Below are 17,176 nucleotides of genomic sequence, written 5' to 3'. Positions count from 1 at the left end.
CCTTAAGCCTGACCGGCACTGGCGTCGGAGAGCGCACGCAGATCCGCGTCGCTTAACTTCAGCGCGGCGGCTTTCGTTAGCTCGTCAAGCTGGGCCAGCGAGGTCACGCTAACAATCGGTGCCGTAATGCTGGGTCGGGCAATCTGCCATGCCAGCGCGACCTGCGTTGGCGTGGCGTTATTGCTTTCAGCCACCCTGTCGAGCGCCTTCAGGATGCTCAGCCCGCGTGGGTTGAGGTATTTCTGCACCACGCCGTCGCCGCGCGGGCTCTTACTGGCATCTTCCGGCCGGCGGTATTTACCGCTCAGAAAGCCACTCGCCAGGGAATAATAGTTAATCACGCCCAGCCCGTTCTCGCTGGCGACCTTTTCCAGCCCGCTTTCATACTCTTCGCGATCGTAAAGATTATATTCCGGCTGGAGCGTTTCATAACGCGCCAGCCCCTGTGCTTCGCTGACCTTTAACGCTTCCGTCAGCCGCTCTGCCGTATAGTTAGAGGCCCCCACTGCACGCACTTTGCCCTCTTTAATCAGCGCGTCGAAGGTCGCAAGCGTCTCCTGTAGCGGCGTGTCGCTGTCGTCGCGGTGGGCCTGATACAGATCGATAGTGTCGGTTTGCAAACGTCGCAGGGAATCTTCAATCGCCTGGCGAATGCGGGCCGGTGCCAGCCCGGTTTTTCCGTCACCCAGATCCATACCCACCTTGGTAGCCAGCACGATTTTATCGCGCTTGCCGCTCTGCTTCAGCCAGTTGCCGATAATGGTCTCCGACTCGCCGCCCTGGTTGCCGGGTGCCCAGCGCGAATACACATCAGCGGTATCGATGAAATACAGCCCTTTCTCAACCAGCGCATCCAGCAGTGAGAAGGAGGTTTTCTGGTCGATTGTCCAGCCGAAAACGTTGCCGCCGAAGGTGAGCGTGGGAACCTGAATGCCGGTGCGGCCTAATGAACGGTGCTCTATCTGACTCATCATGTCTCTCCTGAAATGAATGATTTTCGCGTGCTAACTAGCGTAGCAAACATTGTCACGTGCGCGTGGTACATTTGTGGCATAACATTTTCAGTTTATGAGTACTTAAGTTATCAAACGGAATCGCGCCTTACGTCGCTGACAATAAAGCAGAAAAAATAGCCTTAATTCATATTTCATTCATTTTTACACCCTTTAAACTGGTTAAACTCACAGGCTTAAGGATCGCCGTTCGATCCAGAGGACACCCCATTGCTACCGGAGAGCGCTTAACAACATGAAGACCAAACGACCTTCCCGCAGGATCCTGCTTATTCTGATCGTCGCGGCCTGTGCAGGGGGTGGCTACATCTGGTGGCACAGTCAGCAGGCAGCCTCGCCGCCAAACGCAGAACATGCCCGGCAGGCGGGAGCCAGTGGGAAAGGTGAAGGTGGCCATCGCGGCGGCAGCGGCGCGCCCACGCCGGTGCAGGCGGCAGAAGCCGTCAGACAAAGTGTGCCGCAGTATCTGGCTGGCCTGGGCACCGTTACCGCGGCCAATACGGTCACCCTGCGCAGCCGCGTGGATGGCACGCTGATGGCGCTGCACTTCACCGAAGGGCAGCAGGTGGAGGCCGGACAACTGCTGGCGGAGATCGACCCGCGACCTTATCAAATTGCGCTGATGCAGGCGCAGGGGCAGCTGGCAAAGGATCAGGCGACGCTGGCTAACGCCCGCCGCGATCTGGCGCGCTATGAATCCCTCGTCAAAACCAACCTGGTATCACGTCAGGAGATGGACGCGCAGCGTGCGCTGGTCAGTGAGACCCAGGGCACGCTAAAGGTTGATGAAGCCAGCGTCGCCAGCGCCCAGCTTAATCTCACCTACAGCCGCGTGGTGGCGCCCATCTCGGGCCGCGTTGGCCTGAAACAGGTAGATGTGGGCAATATGATCGCCAGCAGTGATACCACCGGGATTGTGGTGATTACCCAGACTCACCCCATCGACGTGGTGTTTAGCCTGCCCGAAAATGACATCGCTACCCTGCTAACCGCGCAGAAAAGCGGCCTGCCCGTTCCGGTTGAAGCCTGGGACCGCACGAACAGCAGGCTGCTGACCCAGGGCAGCCTGCTGAGTATGGATAATCAGATCGATGCCACCACCGGCACGGTGAAGCTGAAAGCGCGCTTTAGCAACAGCGATGACATGCTGTTTCCCAATCAGTTTGTTAACGCCAGGCTGAAGGTCAATACGCTGGAGGATGCCATCGTTATCCCGACCGCTGCGCTACAGCTGGGCAACGAGGGCAATTTCGTCTGGGTGGTAAACGCTGAGAGTAAGGTCAGTAAAAAGCAGGTTTCCGTCGGGATGCAGGACAGTCACAGCGTGGTGGTGAAGGCCGGGCTGGATGCCGGAGAGCGGGTGGTCACCGACGGCATTGACCGTCTGAAAGAGGGCGCACAGGTTGAGGTCATTGCACCGCAGTCTACTTCCGGCACCCCGACCAACAGCGTGCTGCCCACAGCGGGAGCAGGTGTCTGATGCAGGTGATGTCCCCTAATCCGGGCGGCGGCCCGTCGCGCCCGTTCATACTACGCCCCGTCGCCACCACCCTGCTGATGGTGGCTATCCTGCTGGCTGGCATCCTTGGCTATCGCGCCCTGCCCGTTTCAGCCCTGCCGGAGGTCGATTATCCGACCATTCAGGTCGTCACGCTCTACCCCGGTGCCAGCCCGGACGTGGTGACCTCGGCGATCACCGCCCCGCTGGAACGCCAGTTCGGCCAGATGTCGGGCTTAAAACAGATGTCTTCCCAGAGCGCCGGCGGGGCATCGGTAGTAACGCTACAGTTCCAGCTTACCCTGCCGCTGGACGTGGCCGAGCAGGAGGTGCAGGCGGCGATCAATGCCGCCACCAATCTGCTGCCGAATGACCTGCCTAATCCACCGGTTTACAGCAAAGTTAACCCGGCCGATCCGCCGATTATGACCCTTGCGGTCACCTCCACCAGCATGGCGATGACCCAGGTCGAAGATATGGTGGAAACCCGCGTGGCGCAAAAAATCTCCCAGGTGTCCGGCGTCGGGCTGGTCACCCTGGCGGGCGGGCAGCGTCCCGCCGTGCGTGTAAAGCTGAATGCTCAGGCCCTGGCGGCGCTGGGACTGGACAGTGAAACCATCCGCACCGCCATCAGCAATGCCAACGTTAACTCGGCTAAAGGCAGCCTGGACGGCCCGGAGCGCGCGATAACCCTTTCCGCCAACGATCAGATGAAATCTGCCGAGGATTATCGCCAGCTGGTCGTCGCTTACCAGAAGGGCGCACCGGTTCGCCTTGGCGATGTCGCCAGCGTCGTGCAGGGTGCCGAAAACCGCTGGCTCGGTGCCTGGGCCAACCGGCAGCCCGCCATTGTACTGAATATTCAGCGCCAGCCTGGGGCGAACATTATCACCACCGCCGACAGCATCCGTCAGATGCTCCCCGCGCTCACCGCCTCGCTGCCAAAATCGGTGGAGGTCAGGGTTCTCACCGACCGCACCACCAATATTCGCGCCTCGGTTCACGACGTGGAGTTTGAGCTGATGCTCTCCATCGCGCTGGTGGTGATGATCATCTATCTGTTTCTGCGCAACGTCCCGGCCACGCTGATCCCCGCTGTGGCGGTGCCGCTGTCGCTCATCGGTACCTTCGCGGTGATCTGGTTCCTCGGCTTTTCGATCAACAACCTGACGCTGATGGCGCTCACGATCGCCACCGGCTTCGTGGTGGACGACGCCATCGTGGTGATTGAAAACATCTCCCGCTATCTCGAAAAGGGTGAAAAGCCGCTGGACGCGGCGCTGAAAGGGGCCGGAGAGATCGGTTTTACTATCATTTCGCTGACCTTTTCGCTGATTGCGGTGCTGATCCCGCTGCTGTTTATGGGGGATATCGTCGGCAGACTGTTCCGCGAATTCGCCGTCACCCTGGCGATCTCGATTCTTATCTCGGCGGTGGTCTCGCTGACCCTGACCCCGATGATGTGCGCGCGCATGCTCAGCGCAGAATCACTGCGAAAACAGAACCGCTTCTCGCGCGCCAGCGAGGCGATGTTTGATCGGGTGATTGCCGCGTATGGCCGCTTACTCCGCCGGGTCCTGCATCACCCCTGGCTGACGCTCACCGTGGCGCTGAGCACGCTGGCCATCACCGTCCTGCTGTGGATCGCCATTCCTAAAGGATTTTTCCCGCTCCAGGATAACGGCATTATTCAGGGGACACTGCAGGGGCCACAGTCGGTTTCCTGGAGCAATATGGCCCAGCGACAGCAACAGGTTGCCTCAATCATCATGAAGGATCCGGCGGTACAGAGCCTGACCTCCTATGTAGGCGTTGACGGGACCAATCCCGCACTTAACAGCGGTCGCCTGCAAATAACGCTTAAACCGCTCAGCGAGCGCGACGATCGTATTCAGGCGGTCATTGCGCGTTTGCAGCACGATATTGCTGCGGTGCCAGGGGTGACGCTTTATTTACAGCCGGTACAGGACCTGACCATAGATACCCAGCTCAGCCGGACCCAGTATCAGTTCAGCCTGCAAACGGGATCGCTGGAGGCATTAAGCCTGTGGGTACCGAAGCTGGTGGAAACGCTCTCCGCCCTGCCGCAGCTGAAAGACGTCAGCAGCGACTGGCAGGACCAGGGACTGGAAGCCTATATCCGGGTGGACCGCGACAGCGCCAGCCGCCTCGGCATTACCATGGCCGACGTGGATAATGCGCTCTATAACGCGTTCGGCCAGCGGCTGATTTCCACCATCTATACTCAGTCCAGCCAGTACCGGGTGGTGCTGGAGCACAACACCACCGAAACGCCCGGTCTGGCAGGCCTGGACGGCATCCGTCTGAAGAATGCGTCGGGTGGTACCGTGCCGCTCAGCGCTATCGCGCGCGTTGAGCAGCGCCACGGGGCCTTAAGCATCAACCATCTGGATCAGTTCCCCTCCACCACCTTCTCCTTTAACGTCAGCGACGGTTACTCGCTGGAAGAGGCGGTGAACGCCATCAGTGAGGCGGAACGAAATCTGGCGATGCCATCCGATATCATCACTCACTTCCAGGGCAGTACCCTGGCCTTCCAGGCCGCCCTGTCGGGAACCGTCTGGCTGATTGTGGCCGCTATTGTGACGATGTATATCGTGCTGGGCGTGCTGTATGAAAGCTTTATTCACCCGATCACCATCCTCTCCACGCTGCCGACGGCGGGGGTCGGTGCGCTGCTGGCGCTGCTGATCAGCGGCAGCGAGCTGGACGTTATCGCCATCATTGGCATTATTCTGCTGATCGGCATCGTAAAGAAAAACGCCATTATGATGATCGACTTCGCGCTGGCGGCGGAGCGTGAGCAGGGTATGCCCCCGGGTGAGGCCATTTATCAGGCCTGCCTGCTGCGCTTTCGACCGATTCTGATGACCACGCTGGCCGCGCTGCTGGCCGCGCTGCCGCTGATGCTTAGCACTGGCGTGGGGGCCGAACTGCGCCGACCGCTGGGCATTGCCATGGTGGGAGGACTGATCGTCAGCCAGGTGCTGACCCTGTTTACCACGCCGGTTATCTATCTGCTGTTTGACCGTCTGGCGCACGCCCTGCGTCGCCGCTTCCGGCGGGAGGCGGCAGAATGAGGTTTTTTGCGCTGTTTATTCACCGTCCGGTGGCGACAATTCTGCTGACCCTTGCCATTACCCTGGCGGGGATACTGGGTTTCCGGCTGCTGCCGGTCGCCCCGCTGCCGCAGGTGGATATTCCGGTGATCATGATTTCCGCCTCGCTGCCCGGCGCCTCACCGGAAACCATGGCGTCGTCGGTTGCCACGCCGCTGGAGCGGGCGCTGGGCCGCATCGCGGGGGTCAGCGAAATGACCTCCACCAGCTCGCTAGGCATGACGCGAATTATCATGGTGTTTGATTTCGACCGGGATATTAACGGTGCCGCGCGCGACGTACAGGGTGCCATCAACGCCGCGCAGAGCCTGCTCCCCTCCGGGATGCCTGACCGCCCCCGCTGGCGCAAGATCAACCCCTCCGATGCGCCGATTATGATCATGACGCTCACTTCGGACAGCTGGTCGCAGGGCAGGCTGTATGACTATGCCTCGACCCAGCTGGCGCAAAAGCTGTCGCAGATTGAGGGCGTCGGTGACGTCACGATTGGCGGCAGTTCCCTCCCCGCCGTGCGCGTGGACCTCAATCCGCAGGCGTTGTTTAATCAGGGCGTGTCGCTGGATGCGGTACGCACCGCCATCGCTAACGCCAACCAGCGCAGGCCACAGGGGGCCGTTGAGGATGCCGATCGGCGCTGGCAGCTCAAAACCAATGATGCGCTGCAAACCGCCGCTGACTACCGGCCACTGGTTATTCACTATAACAATGGCGCGGCGGTGCAGCTTAAAGACGTGGCCAACGTCACCGATTCGGTACAGGACGTGCGTAATGCCGGTATGGCCAATGCGCGACCCGCGATTCTGGTGCTGATCCGCAAGCTGCCTGACGCTAACATCATCGCCACGGTTGACCGCATCCGCGCCGAAGTGCCCGAGCTGCGCAACCTGATCCCCGCTTCCGTCGAACTGAATATCGCGCAGGATCGCTCCCCAACCATCCGCGCATCGCTGGCGGAGGTTGAGCATTCGCTGGTCATCTCCGTCGGGCTGGTGATCCTCGTGGTGTTCCTGTTCCTGCGCTCCGGCCGCGCCACGCTAATTCCCGCCGTTGCTGTACCGGTCTCCCTGATTGGCACCTTCGCGGCAATGTACCTGTGCGGCTTCAGCCTGAACAACCTGTCGCTGATGGCGCTAACCATCGCTACCGGTTTCGTGGTGGATGACGCCATTGTGGTGCTGGAAAATATTTCACGCCACGTTGAAGCGGGAATGAAGCCGCTGCAGGCGGCGCTACAGGGCGTGCGCGAGGTCGGCTTTACCGTGCTGGCGATGAGCCTGTCGCTGATTGCCGTGTTCCTGCCGCTGCTGATGCTCGGCGGGCTGATCGGCCGCTTCTTCAAAGAGTTTGCGGTTACCCTCTCGGTGTCGATTGCGATCTCGCTGGTGATATCGCTGACGCTGACGCCGATGATGTGTGCCCGCCTGCTGCGCAACCGCACGGCAGACCCACGGCCGCGCAAAACGGGCATCGGCAGCCTGCTGCTGCGTCTGCAACAGGGTTACGGTCGCTCACTGCGCGTTGTGCTCAACCATGCGCGCTGGACGCTGCTGGTCTTCCTCGCCACCATCGGCCTGACGGTTTATCTTTACGCGACCATTCCGAAGACCTTTATGCCCGAGCAGGATACCGGGCGACTGCTGGGCTTTATTCAGGCCGACCAGAGCATTTCTTTTCAGGCAATGCGCGGCAAGCTGGCGGATTTTATGACTATTGTCCACGCCGACCCGTCGGTCGAAAGCGTGATGGGCTTCACCGGGGCCGCCGGGACCAACAGCGGGGCGATGTTTATTTCGCTTAAGCCGCTCAGCGAGCGCACCGAAAGCGCCCAGGCGGTGATTGCGCGGCTGCGGGTGAAGCTGGCGAAAGAGCCGGGGGCCAGCCTCTATCTGATGGCAGTGCAGGATCTCCGGGCGGGCGGGCGCGAGTCCAATGCCGGCTATCAGTATACGCTGCTCTCCGACAACCTTGACGACCTCAGGCAGTGGGAGCCAAAAATTCGCCAGGCCTTTAGCACGCTGCCGCAGCTGGCAGATGTGAACTCCGATCAACAGGATAACGGGGCAGAAATGGCGCTGACCTACGACCGGGAAACCATGGCGCGTCTTGGTATCGACGTTGCAATGGCCAACGATCTGCTGAACAACGCGTTCGGCCAGCGGCAGATTTCCACCATTTACCAGCCGCTAAATCAGTACAAGGTGGTAATGGAGGTGGATCCGCGCTACACCCAGGATATCGGCTCGCTGGATTTAATGTATGTGGTGAACAGCAGCGGAAAGGCTATCCCTCTCTCTTACTTTGCCCACTGGCTACCGGCCAATGCCCCGCTGTCGGTCAACCATGAGGGGCTGTCTGCCGCCTCGACCATTTCATTTAACCTGCCCGAGGGCGTCTCCCTTTCTCAGGCCTCTGCCGCCATCGAGCGCAGTATGACCTCACTGGGCGTCCCGGCCAGCGTTCGCGGCAGCTTTGCCGGAACGGCGAAGGTCTTTGAGCAGTCGCAGAGCAGCCAGCTGTGGCTGATCCTGGCGGCCATCGCCACGGTCTATATTGTGCTGGGCATCCTCTATGAGAGCTACGTCCATCCGCTGACCATTCTTTCCACCCTCCCCTCAGCGGGCGTGGGGGCGCTGCTGGCGCTGGAGCTGTTTGGTGCGCCGTTCAGCCTGATTGCGCTAATTGGCATCCTGCTGCTGATTGGGATTGTGAAGAAGAATGCCATTATGATGGTGGACTTCGCCCTGGAGGCCCAGCGCAGCGGCGAGCTTAGCGCCCGAGAGGCGATTTTCCAGGCCAGCCTGCTGCGCTTCCGGCCCATTTTGATGACGACCCTTGCCGCGCTGTTTGGCGCCCTGCCGCTGGTACTCACATCGGGTGACGGCGCGGAGCTGCGCCAGCCGCTGGGCATTACCGTGGTGGGGGGGCTGATAGTAAGCCAGCTATTGACGCTTTACACCACGCCGGTGGTCTACCTCTATATGGATAAGCTGCGCCGCAAGAAGCGTCCGGGCGCACAGGGGGCTGCCGCCTCTGTCCTTAGCCGTGATTCAGGAAGCCAGTAGCGAATGGATACCCTTCCCCGCCTGGCTTTGCGTGGCAGGCATTATTGCGCTACCGGCGCTGGTGTTCTGGCGGGTGCCGACAGATATGAGTGAAAATGTGCGGCTGGATCGCAGGAGGAGACCGTGATGTTCACGAAGTTACGTATCGGCATAACCGCCAAGCTGTTTGCCGCAATATTTTCAACCTGCCTGCTGGTGGTGGCAACCATGCACCTGGGGGTGAGGCTTAGCTTTGAGCATGGCTTTATTGACTATATCAAGAAAGGCAACGAGCAGCGGCTGGTGATGCTGAGCGATGCGCTCTCCGATCAGTATGAGCAGCACGGCAACTGGGATTTTCTTCGCCATAACAACAAGCTGGTCTTCCAGATCCTGCACTCGCTGGAGCAGAATCCGGATGCCAGCACTCACCTGCCCCCGCACGGCTGGCGAACGCCGTTCTGGATTATCGATCAGCAGTATCACGTGATGATTGGCCCACGCGGACCGATACCGCCGGAGGGCACGCGCCGCAATATCACCACCAGCGACGGGCATATTGTCGGCTGGGTCATAGGTTCGCCCCCGGAGCGGCTGACCCGCAGCGCCGATATCAACTTTGAGCAGCAGCAGAAACGCACCAGCTGGATTATCGTTGGCCTGACCATGCTGCTGGCAGCGCTGGTCACCTGGCTGATGTCGCGCGGACTGCTGGCTCCGGTCAAACGGCTGGTGGAAGGTACGCACCGCCTGGCGGCCGGGGATTTTTCCAGCCGCGTACAGGCCAGCAGCCGCGACGAACTGGGCCGGCTGGGGCAGGACTTTAACCGACTGGCCGGTACGCTGGAAAAAAACGAAAGCATGCGCCGGGCCTTTATGGCCGACATCTCCCATGAGCTGCGCACCCCGCTGGCGATTCTGCGCGGCGAACTGGAGGCGATACAGGACGGCGTGCGTCAGCTGACGCCGGCATCCATCGTCTCGCTACAGGGAGAAGTGGCTACCCTCACCAAGCTGGTGGATGATGTCCATCAGCTCTCGCTCTCGGATGAAGGGGCGCTGGCCTATCGCAAATGTAAAACTGACCTGGTGCCGCTGCTGGAGCTGGTCGCGAGCAACTTCACCAGCCGCTTCAGCGCGCACGGCCTGACCCTGACGCTCCGGCTGCCGGAGCAGGCCCCGCTGTTTGGCGATCCCGATCGGCTGATGCAGCTGATGACCAACCTGATTGAGAACAGCCTGCGCTACACCGACGCGGGCGGCGGCCTGACCATCAGCGTCAGCAGCCTGCCGGGCCAGCGAATTGTGCAGTTTGAGGATACCCCTCCCGGCATTACCGACGAGCAGCGCCAGCAGATATTCGCGCGTTTCTACCGCGCCGAAAGTTCGCGCAATCGCGCCAGCGGTGGCTCGGGCCTGGGCCTGGCTATCTGTCAGAATATTGTTGAAGCGCATGATGGCCGCATTATGGCCGATCACGCAGATGCGGGCGGCGTGAAAATTACGGTACACTTACCCTATCATGATAACTGAACCCTCTTCCCCGCAGGATGCTATGAATCAGGAACAGCAAGACCCGCTAATTTTAGTGGTTGAAGACGAGCCTAAACTGGGCCAGCTGCTGGTGGACTACCTACAGGCAGCCAATTACCGCACCCATCATATTTTGCGCGGCGACGAGGTGCTGGAGTGGGTAAGGCGCACGCCCCCCGATATGATCCTGCTGGATCTGATGCTGCCCGGGGTTGACGGCTTGACGCTGTGCCGCGAGCTGCGCCGCTTCACCGAGCTGCCGATTATGATGGTCACCGCCAAATCTGAGGAAATTGATCGCCTGCTCGGGCTTGAAATTGGAGCGGATGATTATATCTGTAAGCCCTTCAGCCCACGCGAAGTGGTGGCGCGGGTCAAAACCATCCTGCGGCGCTGCCAGCGTACGCCGGAAGAGATCCAGCAGGCCTCGCTGCTGGTGATTGATGAAGGCCGCTTCCAGGCCAGCTGGAATAACAGCATGCTGGATCTGACGCCCGCTGAATTTCGCCTGCTAAAGACGCTGGCGCAGGCCCCGGGGCAGGTCTTCACGCGCGAGCAGCTGCTTAATCAGCTGTATGATGACTATCGGGTGGTGACCGACCGCACCATTGACAGCCATATCAAAAATCTGCGCCGCAAGCTGGAGGCGCTGGACGCCGATCAGCCGTTTATTCGCGCGGTTTACGGGATGGGTTACCGCTGGGAAGCGGATGCGGGCCGTTTGATCTGACCCCTGTGGCCTGACGCCAGGTTGACGCGCAACCTTTGATCTGGCGCCATTTACATTACCCCCTCCAGCTTTTACAATCCCCGCACATTTTGTCAGGCCATCCAACAGGCGGCCCGACGCCGCTTTCCCGACGAATTTCTGACCTCAGACTGGATCCAACCATGTTCAAACCGGAACTGCTTTCCCCTGCCGGTACGCTGAAAAATATGCGCTACGCCTTCGCGTACGGTGCAGACGCAGTGTATGCAGGCCAGCCACGCTATAGCCTGCGCGTGCGCAATAATGAATTTACCCATGAAAACCTGGCCATTGGCATCAGCGAAGCGCACGCACAGGGTAAAAAATTCTACGTGGTGGTCAATATTGCGCCGCACAATGCCAAGCTGAAAACCTTTATTCGCGATCTGCAACCGGTGGTGGAGATGGGGCCGGATGCGCTGATCATGTCCGATCCCGGCCTGATCATGCTGGTGCGCGACGCGTTTCCGCAGATGGATATTCACCTGTCGGTACAGGCAAATGCGGTGAACTGGGCCACGGTAAAATTCTGGCAGCAGATGGGGCTGACCCGGGTGATCCTTTCGCGCGAGCTGTCGCTGGAAGAGATTGCTGAAATTCGCCAGCAGGTACCGGAGATGGAGCTGGAAATATTTGTCCACGGTGCGCTCTGTATGGCCTATTCCGGGCGCTGCCTGCTCTCTGGCTATATCAATAAGCGCGACCCAAACCAGGGAACCTGCACCAACGCCTGCCGCTGGGAGTACAAGGTGCAGGAAGCCAAAGAGGATGAGACGGGCGCTATCGTACATCAGCATCAGCCCATTCCGGTGCGCAACGTGGAGCCGGTGCTGGGCGAGGGGCAGCCAACCGATAAGGTCTTCACGCTGGAAGAGGCGATGCGCCCGGGCGAGTATATGACCGCCTTCGAGGATGAGCACGGCACCTACATTATGAATTCCAAAGATTTGCGCGCGGTGGCACACGTTGAACGCCTGACGCAAATGGGCATCCACTCACTTAAAATCGAAGGCCGTACCAAATCCTTCTACTACTGCGCCCGCACTGCTCAGGTTTATCGCCGCGCCATTGATGACGCCGCCGCCGGGAAACCGTTCGACCCCTCGCTACTTGAAACGCTGGAGTGCCTGGCGCACCGGGGTTACACCGAAGGTTTTCTGCGCCGCCACCGCCATGACAGTTATCAGACCTATGACCGCAGCTATTCGGCCTCTGACAGCCAGCAGTTTGTCGGTGAATTCACCGGCGAGCGTCGCGGCAATTTGGCGCGGGTGGATGTCAAAAATCGGTTCAGCGTGGGCGACAGCCTGGAAATGATGACCCCGCAGGGGAACGTCACATTCAGCCTGGCGGAAATGGAAAATAAAAGTGCGCAGCCGGTACAGGTTGCGCCGGGCAACGGCCACTTTGTCTGGATCCCGGTGCCGGAAGAGGTCGATCTCGCGTATGCCCTGCTGATGCGCAACCTGGGTGGAACCCCGGCGGTCGCCGAGGAGCAAATTGTTACCTGAGGTAACTTTTATTAGAATCCGGTCACACTCCCCGCTGCGCTAAGTCGTTATAATGCGGGCTGCTTAAAATGAGTAATTCTAAACAGCAGTATTGACCAGGAACCACCTCTTCAGCCCGTCTGGCTCCCCCCGGCGGGCTTTTCTTTTTTTCAGGTTTCGGACTGCTCCTTATCCCGGCGGCGGCGGATATGCTATAACTGATGCAACTGCGGCCTCTGGCCAGACTGATGAGATAAAAAATATGGATAAACATTCGCTTACGCTGATGATTCTCAACGGCAAAGGTGCGGGAAATATTGCCCTCCGCGACGCTATTGAAACCCTCCGTAAAGAAGGTGTGCCGATAGAAGTCCGGGTGACCTGGGAGTACGGGGATGGTGAGCGCTACGTCAGAGAGGCGGTCGATCTTAAGGCGACCACCGTCGTGGCGGGCGGCGGCGACGGCACGATAAATGAAATCGCCACCGCGCTGGCCGGGCTGGATGCCGCGCAGCGTCCAGTACTGGGCATTATCCCGCTTGGCACCGCAAATGACTTTGCCACCAGCGCCGGGATCCCTGACGAAATGGAGAATGCCGTACGCCTGGCCATTGTTGGCAAAGCAACGCCAATCGACCTGGCGCGGGTTAATCAGTCCCGCTACTTTATCAACATGGCCACCGGCGGCTTTGGCGCGCGCATCACCACGGAAACGCCCGCAAAGCTGAAATCGGCCCTTGGCGGCGTCTCCTACTTTATTCACGGCCTGACCCGAATGGATGCCCTGAAAGCAGACAGCTGCGAACTGAGCGGCCCCGACTTTCACTGGCAGGGCGATGCGCTGGTGATTGGCATTGGTAACGGACGCCAGGCAGGCGGGGGGCAGCGGCTGTGTCCTGCGGCGCTGATCAACGATGGCAAGCTGGAGCTGAGTATTTTCACCTCGAAAGAGATCCTGCCCACGCTGCTCAATTCGGTTATCGGCGGTGACGATGAGAACCCCAATATTATCCGCGCCTCGCTGCCGTGGCTGGAAATCACCGCGCCGCATGAGATGACCTTTAACCTGGACGGCGAGCCGCTGAGCGGTACGACCTTCCGCATTGACGTGCTCCCCGGCGTCATTAACTGTCGCCTGCCGCCGTCCTGCGAACTGCTGGCCTGACGCGCTGTGTAAACCGCTCCCCGTTGTCGCGTATTCCTGCTGCGCGTATAACAGGAGCGGGTACAGCAATTTAGCCTGCACGTCTTATGGACAGCCGTTCGCTTATTTAAACGGCTGCCCATAAATATGCGATGCCAGCTCACGTCGGCAGCCTGCTTATCGCCCCGTCTTAAGCTGTGGCCCTGTTTGGTAAGGCTATTGACCACACATTCGGGAACATTCAGACACCCGAAATAATATTATTCAATACCACGGCTATATTTTAAATCCTGACGTCTTTATTTGATTTCCCTTCTCCGTAACCTGTAAACCCGCCGGAATTTTATCAGCATAATAATATAGATATTGTTATATAAAGCCGTTTTGGGCTTAGATTACGTGGTGGCAGAAAATAAAATAGCGCCTACACTTACCCCTTTGCAATAAAACAGGGGAACGATATGAGTAAGAATATTCTAATTACAGGCGCGGGCACCGGTTTTGGTAAAGAAGTGGCATTCAGACTCGCCGCTTCCGGCTTTAACGTGATTGCCGCCGTAGAGATCGAAGCCCAGGTTTTCACGCTTAAACAAGAGGCTGCGAAAAAAAATGTGGCGCTCCGCGTTGAAAAACTCGACATCTCCGATGCCGATGACAGGCTGGCGGCCTCCCGCTGGGACATTGATATTCTGCTCAACAATGCGGGTATTTCTGAAGGAGGCGCGGTTGTCGATATCCCCGAAGAGAACCTGCGTAAGCAGTTCGAGGTTAACGTCTTCGGTACTATCTTACTGACCCAGCTTTTCGCCAGAAAATTTGTGGCAAGAAAGTCCGGCAGGATAATCTTTATGTCATCCGTCGCGGGTATCACCACAGACCCCTTCGCAGGTGCTTATTCTGCCTCCAAGCATGCGCTTGAAGCCTTTGCAGAAGCGCTGTTCAAAGAGCTGAAAGAGTTCAATGTTAACGTCGCTACCATTAACCCGGGTCCCATTTTAACCGGCTTTAATGACCGTATGTTTGAAACCTGGCAGCGCTGGAAGAAAGATGAGCCCGCCGTCTTTGACTATGCAAAAATTGCCTTCCCACACGAACAGTACGACCCGGAGCATGTCTATGCCCTGACCGTCAACGTCGTGAAGGAGGAAATTACCCGCTATCGCAACGTTGTCCCCACTGAATTAGAGGAAGGGACCAAACAGCAGATGGATGCGGTATGGTCCCGTCAGCAGCATACGGACAGCAAACGCAGTGAAGAGGTCGAAACGGCATACCAGATGTCGCCGGAAACCCCTAACGGCAAATAGCTACTCTGCCACGCTCAGGCGGTTTCCGGGCCACCTGAGCGTCGGGTAGAGCGCCAGCCGGATATTAAACAGGTAAAACAGCGGGCTAAACAGCTGGATGTCTGCGCGACACAGCGCCTCTGTTTTTATCAGCTGCCGATCCAGCTCGTGAAGCAAATGCTGTGGCGGCTCAAGGTAAATATTCCGCAGCCGCTTTTTAAAATAGTCATTAATTTCAGACATCACCCCATCCGCTTCCACGCCCTTCTCCTTTAGCAGCTGCTGATGGCGAGCATAAAAGTCATAGCAGTTTACGCCCAGCCAGATTTCCGTGATCAAATTTCCCCCCAGCGCCACGCCGGGAGTCGGATCAACCTTATTTCTCGGCAAAATAATATTAATTTTATCTACCATGCTGGCGACATATTGCTGACGTGATAGCAGCGACGAGGCGTTAATTTTAATTTCCGTCGTAAACTGTAGCAGCTCCTTTATTCCCCGGCGCAATACGCGACGGGCCGACCATGCCGGTCTTTTATTGCGGATAATCGCCGTGACGACAACCGCCAGTACGATACCCACTACGGTCGAAATTGATGCGTTAATAATCGACAGCAGATCCGGCTTGAGATGATGGGTCATCCCAATAAAGCCAGGGATCTGGGTGGCGATAATCAGCCCGATAAAATTGGTGGAGGGGTTAGCGATGATCAGCCCGAGTACCATCAGGCCAGGTGCGAGGCAGATAATCAGCGCCTCCCAGCTGGTGGCCATCGGAATAAAGATCCCCACGTAGACGATGCTGATAACTATGGCGAACAGCACGCCCTTAAGAAAGACCTTCATTGAGGCAATGGGACTGTCCTGCGAGGCGAAAAAGGAGCAGACCACGGCAGCCATCATCGGCGCGGTCGCACCATCTTTCCAGCCGGTACCTATCCAGAACAGGCAGCCAATCATGGTGGCGGCAAAGGCGGTAAATGAGGAGAGCAGGATCAGACCCTTGTCGGCATGCTTGCGTATCAGCTTAACGCTGCCGCGTTTTTTCTCATTCCCCAGCTGGCTGACGCGTTCTTTGGCGCCAAACCAGGATTCGGTAATGCGCACAAAGTTGAGCAGCCGCTCCATCAGACCCGTCAGCAACAACGCCTCTTCCGCACTCATTTCCCCAGCGGCGTACTGCGCCTGAATTCTTTCCTGTGAATCGCCAATATTCTCGCGTATCGCCACGGCACTTTGGCCCTGCTCCGGGCTGTTGAGCCAGCTAAGAAAATGACTAAAGGAGGCACTGACGAAATCAGGAAAGGCAATCCCCTGTTCCGCCAGCAGGCTGAGGCGTTTTTCAATCGCGGTCAGGGTGGGGATCAGGTAAGAAAGGTGCTGGTACTGCGCGCTGACCAGCCGGATAAGCCTGCGGGCTGAGTCTCCCTCGTAGACGCAGTGAGTAATCAGCGTTTCAACGGCCAGCGGATAGTTCGCCATCTGCACCAGAATATGTTCCCTTTCCGGCGGGCGTTCTTTCGATTCGGTCGTGAGCAGCTCATTGCACAGCTTCTTTGCGCTTTCAAACCAGTTACCGACGCTATTTTCCAGCAGATCGCGCATGCGTACCGGAAAAACCAGCATATGAATCAGGCTGCTGCAAACAATTGCCACGGTAATCTCTTCGACACGCGAGATAACGGTATAGGTAATGGAGAGCGGCGTAGTGACATCGGCAAAGCCCATGATGGCGGCACTGTATCCCGCCAGCATAAAGACGTAGCTTTTTGGCGTTCTGTCATGAAGCGAAAGGTAAAGACAGCAGGCGACCCAGAGCGATACGCTGAGGCTGAACAGCAGCGGATGGGTGACGGTGATCGGGTAGACAAGGAAAATGAAGATGCCGCCCAGCACGGTCCCCAGGAAGCGAAACAGCGCTTTTGACAGGGTGGAGGCGGAGTAGAGCTGTGATATGACGTAAACCGAGACCATCGCCCAGGCGGGCTTATCCAGGTTTAATTCAAGTGCAATATATAACGCTAAAAATGCCGCGGCGCAGGTTTTAGCTGCAAACAAAAGCGCATTTTTTGTTAACCATTTCATCGTTTTATCAACGGCTCGCGAAGTGCTAAAACACTATTTTATCCTGTCCGGATGCAGAGTAGTGCCGTTAGCTACGCGCAAGTGTGTAACAAAATAATGAAAGGACAAGTTCCTCCGCCTGCGCACTGAGAAACGTCGGTTCAGGCGCCCGGACGCTGCCGGAATGCCCCTCAGGTGTTGGAGATAGCCCGATGAGCT

10 protein-coding genes are annotated in these 17,176 nt (G+C 58.2%); 8 read left to right on the top strand and 2 right to left on the bottom strand.

Going from position 1 to position 17,176, the window contains the following annotated elements; translation table 11 throughout:
* Positions 1-2: 2 nt before the first annotated feature.
* Positions 3-971 (bottom strand): aldo/keto reductase, encoded by a 969-nt coding sequence (locus AC4PCC_RS07020; protein ID WP_492127463.1) that lies wholly within the window; start codon positions 969-971, stop codon positions 3-5.
* Between the two features lie 277 nt (positions 972-1,248).
* On the opposite strand from AC4PCC_RS07020, the gene AC4PCC_RS07015 reads away from it, so the two are divergent.
* The 8 genes from AC4PCC_RS07015 to AC4PCC_RS06980 all read left to right on the top strand — a co-directional run bounded on the left by AC4PCC_RS07015 (position 1,249) and on the right by AC4PCC_RS06980 (position 14,914).
* A complete protein-coding gene (locus tag AC4PCC_RS07015) occupies positions 1,249-2,493 on the top strand; it encodes an MdtA/MuxA family multidrug efflux RND transporter periplasmic adaptor subunit (protein WP_492126860.1) in 1,245 nt (414 codons plus the stop codon).
* The gene (locus AC4PCC_RS07010; protein ID WP_492126859.1) at positions 2,493-5,612 is read left to right on the top strand and encodes an MdtB/MuxB family multidrug efflux RND transporter permease subunit; all 3,120 of its coding nucleotides are present in this window, start codon (positions 2,493-2,495) and stop codon (positions 5,610-5,612) included. The genes AC4PCC_RS07015 and AC4PCC_RS07010 overlap by 1 nt, the downstream gene beginning before the upstream one ends.
* Positions 5,609-8,713 carry a multidrug efflux RND transporter permease subunit MdtC gene (gene mdtC / locus AC4PCC_RS07005; protein ID WP_492126858.1) on the top strand — a complete coding sequence of 1,035 codons (3,105 nt, stop codon included), beginning with the start codon at positions 5,609-5,611 and terminating at the stop codon, positions 8,711-8,713. Before AC4PCC_RS07010 ends, mdtC begins: the two co-directional genes overlap by 4 nt.
* A 126-nt stretch (positions 8,714-8,839) precedes the next feature.
* The gene (gene baeS / locus AC4PCC_RS07000) at positions 8,840-10,225 is read left to right on the top strand and encodes an envelope stress sensor histidine kinase BaeS (protein ID WP_067708519.1); all 1,386 of its coding nucleotides are present in this window, start codon (positions 8,840-8,842) and stop codon (positions 10,223-10,225) included.
* A gap of 22 nt (positions 10,226-10,247) precedes the next feature.
* Positions 10,248-10,955: an envelope stress response regulator BaeR gene (baeR, locus tag AC4PCC_RS06995; protein WP_492126857.1), complete on the top strand. Its 708-nt coding sequence runs from the start codon at positions 10,248-10,250 to the stop codon at positions 10,953-10,955.
* Positions 10,956-11,116: 161 nt separating this feature from the next.
* Positions 11,117-12,484 carry a prephenate-dependent tRNA uridine(34) hydroxylase TrhP gene (gene trhP / locus AC4PCC_RS06990; protein ID WP_492126856.1) on the top strand — a complete coding sequence of 456 codons (1,368 nt, stop codon included), beginning with the start codon at positions 11,117-11,119 and terminating at the stop codon, positions 12,482-12,484.
* 241 nt (positions 12,485-12,725) lie between these two features.
* Positions 12,726-13,628, top strand: a complete 903-nt coding sequence (gene yegS / locus AC4PCC_RS06985) for a lipid kinase YegS (protein WP_492126855.1) — start codon at positions 12,726-12,728, stop codon at positions 13,626-13,628.
* Between the two features lie 440 nt (positions 13,629-14,068).
* Positions 14,069-14,914, top strand: coding sequence for an SDR family oxidoreductase (locus AC4PCC_RS06980; RefSeq protein WP_492126854.1), 846 nt, complete (start codon positions 14,069-14,071; stop codon positions 14,912-14,914).
* Here the strand turns inward: AC4PCC_RS06980 and AC4PCC_RS06975 are convergent, their stop codons facing one another.
* Positions 14,915-16,978 carry an FUSC family protein gene (locus AC4PCC_RS06975; protein ID WP_492126853.1) on the bottom strand — a complete coding sequence of 688 codons (2,064 nt, stop codon included), beginning with the start codon at positions 16,976-16,978 and terminating at the stop codon, positions 14,915-14,917.
* Positions 16,979-17,176: the final 198 nt, after the last annotated feature.

This window comes from Erwinia sp. L03-1 (assembly GCF_058686115.1).
This window is presented reverse-complemented; position numbering and strand designations above follow the sequence as displayed.

What these genes read in the sequence shown, in the direction of transcription:
- AC4PCC_RS07020 (WP_492127463.1), bottom strand. Translation starts at nt 971, where the DNA reads ATGAGTCAGATAGAGCACCGTTCATTAGGCCGCACCGGCATTCAGGTT.
- AC4PCC_RS07015 (WP_492126860.1), top strand. Translation starts at nt 1,249, where the DNA reads ATGAAGACCAAACGACCTTCCCGCAGGATCCTGCTTATTCTGATCGTC.
- AC4PCC_RS07010 (WP_492126859.1), top strand. Translation starts at nt 2,493, where the DNA reads ATGCAGGTGATGTCCCCTAATCCGGGCGGCGGCCCGTCGCGCCCGTTC.
- mdtC (WP_492126858.1), top strand. Translation starts at nt 5,609, where the DNA reads ATGAGGTTTTTTGCGCTGTTTATTCACCGTCCGGTGGCGACAATTCTG.
- baeS (WP_067708519.1), top strand. Translation starts at nt 8,840, where the DNA reads ATGTTCACGAAGTTACGTATCGGCATAACCGCCAAGCTGTTTGCCGCA.
- baeR (WP_492126857.1), top strand. Translation starts at nt 10,248, where the DNA reads ATGAATCAGGAACAGCAAGACCCGCTAATTTTAGTGGTTGAAGACGAG.
- trhP (WP_492126856.1), top strand. Translation starts at nt 11,117, where the DNA reads ATGTTCAAACCGGAACTGCTTTCCCCTGCCGGTACGCTGAAAAATATG.
- yegS (WP_492126855.1), top strand. Translation starts at nt 12,726, where the DNA reads ATGGATAAACATTCGCTTACGCTGATGATTCTCAACGGCAAAGGTGCG.
- AC4PCC_RS06980 (WP_492126854.1), top strand. Translation starts at nt 14,069, where the DNA reads ATGAGTAAGAATATTCTAATTACAGGCGCGGGCACCGGTTTTGGTAAA.
- AC4PCC_RS06975 (WP_492126853.1), bottom strand. Translation starts at nt 16,978, where the DNA reads ATGAAATGGTTAACAAAAAATGCGCTTTTGTTTGCAGCTAAAACCTGC.